Here is a 4,015-nt window from a genome sequence, read left to right as displayed (position 1 = left end):
CCCCACCACCACCGCGCCGCCCGCCCCGAGCAGCGCGACCAGCGGGATAGAGGCGAACAACAGGAAGCGCAGCACGTCGCAGATGACCATCGTCCAGCGCCGGTCGAACCGGTCGGCGAGCACGCCCGCGATCGGCCCGAGTACCAGCGCCGGCAGCAGCCGGACGGCGATCACACCGCCGAAGGCCACCCCCTTCGCGGTGCTCCCCTCCACCTGGGCCGCGGCAAAGACCGAGGTGGCGAGCAGGCCGAACCAGTCGCCGAAGGAGGCCGCGCCGAGCACGATCCAGAGCCGGCGGAACGGCCGGATACGCAGCACCGAGCGGATTGCCCCGTAACCGGTCAGATCGGCCTGGCCGGCGGGCGCACCCGGTGGCCCCGACGGTCCGCCGGGCTGCTTCTTCCCGTCGCCCGACGGGCCGGCTGTGCCGGCTGGCTGGTCCGCGGACGGCGACACGCCGGACGACTCGCCGTTGAACTGGCTTTCGATGGCCGTACCTCCACGTGCCGGCCCATCGCTGGGCACCCCCGGTGGAACACTCTAGACCCGACAGGGACCTCTCCCCGTCGTGCATCGCCTGCTCGCCGAGCCTAGGCCGCTGTGGCCAGCCCGACCCAGGCGGGCAGACGCGAGGGTGTTTCGCATTAACCGTTTCACAGTTAGCGTGCACACGTGGCCACCGACAGCGAGAACCTGCGCCACCGGCTGGACCGGGCGACCGCGCACCTCGACCCGCCGTACGCGGTGGTCGACCTCACGGCCTTCGACACCAACGCCGCCGCACTCGTTGCCCGAGCCGGCGGGAAGCCGCTGCGGATCGCCAGCAAGTCGCTGCGCAGCCGCGACCTGATCGCCCGCGCGCTGGCCCGGCCGGGCTGGCACGCAGTGATGGCATTCACGCTGCCCGAGGCGATCTGGCTGGTCCGGACCGGGGTGACCGCCGACGTGCTGGTGGCGTATCCGACGGTCGACCGGGGCGCGCTGGCCGAACTCGCCGCCGATCCGGCCCTCGCGGCGGCCGTCACCCTGATGGTCGACGACCCCGCCCAGCTGGACCTCTGCGACGCGGTGCGCCCTCCCGGACGCCGTCCCGAACTCCGGATCTGCCTCGACCTGGACGCCTCGTGGCGCCTGCTGGGCGGACGGGTGCACGTCGGGGTACGCCGCTCACCGGTGCACACCGCCCGGGCGGCCGGCCGGCTGGCCGGCACCGTCGCCCGCCGACCGGGCTTCCGGCTGGTCGGCCTGATGTCGTACGAGGCACAGATCGCCGGCCTGGGCGACGCACCGCCCGGGCAGGCGGTGCTCGGCGCCGCGATCCGGCTGGCCCAACGCGGGTCGTACCGGGAACTGCTGGCCCGCCGGGGTGCGGCGGTGGCCGCCGTACGCGAGCACGCCGACCTGGAGTTCGTCAACGGTGGCGGCACCGGCAGCGTGGCCGCGACCAGCGCCGATCCCGCGGTAACCGAGGTCACCGCGGGATCCGGCCTGTACGGGCCGACGCTGTTCGACGCCTACCGCAGCTGGCGCCCCACCCCGGCGGCGTTCTTCGCCTGCGCGGTGGTCCGCCGGCCGGCCCCCGGGCTGGCCACCGTACTCGGCGGTGGCTGGATCGCCTCCGGCTCGGCCGCCGACAGCCGGCTGCCCCGGCCATGGTTGCCCACCGGACTCAAGCTGATCGGCGCCGAGGGGGCCGGCGAGGTGCAGACCCCGCTGACCGGTACGACGGCCGCCACCCTGCGCATCGGCGACCGGGTCTGGTTCCGCCACGCCAAGTCCGGCGAACTGTGCGAACGCGTCAACGAGCTGCACCTGGTGGACGGCGACGAGGTGGTGGCCACCGTGCCGACCTACCGGGGCGAGGGTCGAGCCTTCCTCTGACGCCGGCCGGGTGCGGCGTCACGCGGGCTGCGCGGCCGGCTCCGACTCGGAGATCTGGTCGTCGGCCGGCTTGGCGGGTTGCCCGACCGGCCGGTGGCCGACGTCGCCCCGCGCGTTCACCTGGCGGTGCAGGTACTCGCGGATCAGCGCCTTCGCCTCGGTCAACACCCGGTCGTCGCCGTCCGGCTTCCGCCGGAACGCGAGTTTGATCAGCGCGTCGGCCGCCTCCACCGCGATCTCCAGGTGGAAGCGCAGGTCGGGGACGTCGGCGAGCCCGAACCGCTCGGTGAGCACCCGGCCCAACTGGTCCGCGATCACCCCGTTGTTGTCCCGCTGCTCATCGAGCAGATGCAGGTCGACCACGTCGCCGAAGTGCAGGGTACGGAACCCGGGGACGGTGCGGTGCATCGTGATGTACTCATCGATTCCCGCGTCGACCCCGTCCCACCAGTGGGTCAGGTCGTCCGAGGCGAAGCGCTCGTCCAGCCGCTGGAGGTAGGACTCCATGGTGCGCAGCGTCAGCGCCTGCACGATCGCCCGCTTGTCCGGAAAGAACTGGTAGACCGACCCGATCGCCACCTCGGCCCGCTCGGCGAGCAGGGTGGTGGTCAGTCCCTCGTACCCCACCTCGTCGACGAGTTCGGCGCAGGCGTCCAGCATTCGCTGAACCCGCGCGACACTACGACCCTGCACCGGTACACGGCGCAGCGGCCCGGTCGTGGCGGCTGAAGTGGACACTCGCCACCCCCTCTCGACGGAAGAACATATCTGCCAGTCACGAGTCCGTGACTACCGGTACAACGAGCGGACCTCGATTGCGGTATTTACCAGGAACAACGTTCCTGATATGAAGTCGGTTCATATTCATTTTGAGGAGCGCGCCGATGGCCGGAACCGCACCCGCTGCTGCCGCCACCTGGTCCAACTGGGCCGGTAACCAGCACAGCGTCGCGACCGCCGTCCTGCGCCCTTCGTCAATCGTCGAGGTCGCCGAGCAGATCCGTTCCGCCGCCGAGACCGGTGAGCGGATCCGCCCGGTCGGCAGCGGCCACTCCTTCACCTCCGTCGCGGTCGGCGATGGACGGCGGATGGACCTGACCCGACTCGCCATCGACGTACGCGTGGACGTCGATCAGCGCCTCGTCACCGTACCGGCCGGGATGACTCTGCGGGGGCTGAACGCCCTACTCGCCAGTCACCAACTGGCGTTGCCGAACCTCGGCGACATCGACGCGCAGACCGTGGCCGGGGCGATCTCCACCGGCACCCACGGCACCGGTGCGGCGTACGGCGGTCTGGCCACCTTCGTCGAGGCGTTGACACTCGTCACCGGAACCGGTGAGGTGCTGCACTGCTCCACCGAGGAACATCCCGAGGTGTTCGACGCGGCCCGGATCTCGCTCGGCGCGCTCGGCGTACTGGTCGAGGTGACGTTGCGCTGTGTGGACGCCTTCGTACTGCGAGCCCACAAACGCCCGGCGGCGCTGGACTCCGTGCTGGCGGAACTGCCCGGCCTGGTCGACCGGCACGACCACGTCGAGTTCTTCTGGTTCCCGTACACCGACCGGGTTCAACTCAAGGTCAACGACCGGGTCGCCGCCGACGACCGCCCGCTGCCCCGCTGGCGCGGCTGGCTGGACGACGACTTCCTGGCCAACACCGTCTTCGCCGGAGCCTGCCGGCTCGGCCGCGCGGTGCCGGCCCTGGCACCGGGGATCAGCGCCTTCTCCGCCCGGGCGCTCAGCGAGCGGGTCTACACCGGCCGCTCCGACACCGTCTTCTGCAGCCCGCGCCGGGTCCGCTTCCTGGAGATGGAGTACGCGCTGCCGCGTGCAGCCCTGCCCGACGCGCTCGACGCGCTGCGCCGGATCATCGACGGCCTACCGTTCAAGGTGCTCTTCCCGGTCGAGGTGCGGTTCACCGCCGCCGACCAGATCTGGTTGTCGCACTCCTACGGGCGCGATTCGGCGTACGTGGCCGTGCACCAGTACGTCGGCATGCCGTACGAGCCGTACTTCCGGGCCTTCGAGGAGGTGGCGACCGGGCTGGGCGGCCGCCCGCACTGGGGCAAACTGCACTGGCGCGACGCGGCCTCGCTAGCTCCCGCCTACCCCCGCTGGCCCGACTTCCAAAC

Annotated in this window: 4 protein-coding genes; 2 read left to right on the top strand and 2 right to left on the bottom strand. The window is 71.6% G+C overall.

Translation table 11 applies throughout. From position 1 onward, the window contains the following. Positions 1–525, bottom strand: a 525-nt coding sequence (locus C1I95_RS36765; RefSeq protein ID WP_233514025.1) for an MFS transporter, incomplete at its 3' end; no start/stop codon positions are given. Positions 526–672: 147 nt separating this feature from the next. Between C1I95_RS36765 and C1I95_RS32420 the strand changes: the two genes are divergently transcribed. After that, a complete protein-coding gene (locus C1I95_RS32420) occupies positions 673–1,881 on the top strand; it encodes an amino acid deaminase/aldolase (RefSeq protein ID WP_111219739.1) in 1,209 nt (402 codons plus the stop codon). Between the two features lie 18 nt (positions 1,882–1,899). Here C1I95_RS32420 and C1I95_RS32415 read toward each other — a convergent pair whose 3' ends face one another. Further along, positions 1,900–2,541 (bottom strand): TetR/AcrR family transcriptional regulator, encoded by a 642-nt coding sequence (locus tag C1I95_RS32415; RefSeq protein WP_111219737.1) that lies wholly within the window; start codon positions 2,539–2,541, stop codon positions 1,900–1,902. A 224-nt stretch (positions 2,542–2,765) separates the two neighbouring features. On the opposite strand from C1I95_RS32415, the gene C1I95_RS32410 reads away from it, so the two are divergent. Continuing rightward, positions 2,766–4,015, top strand: a 1,250-nt coding sequence (locus tag C1I95_RS32410; protein WP_111219735.1) for a D-arabinono-1,4-lactone oxidase, incomplete at its 3' end; no start/stop codon positions are given.

This window comes from Micromonospora craterilacus (assembly GCF_003236315.1).
Lineage (GTDB): Bacteria > Actinomycetota > Actinomycetes > Mycobacteriales > Micromonosporaceae > Micromonospora > Micromonospora craterilacus.
Note: the sequence above shows the minus strand (reverse complement) of the source record. Positions and strands in the feature narration are given on the sequence as shown.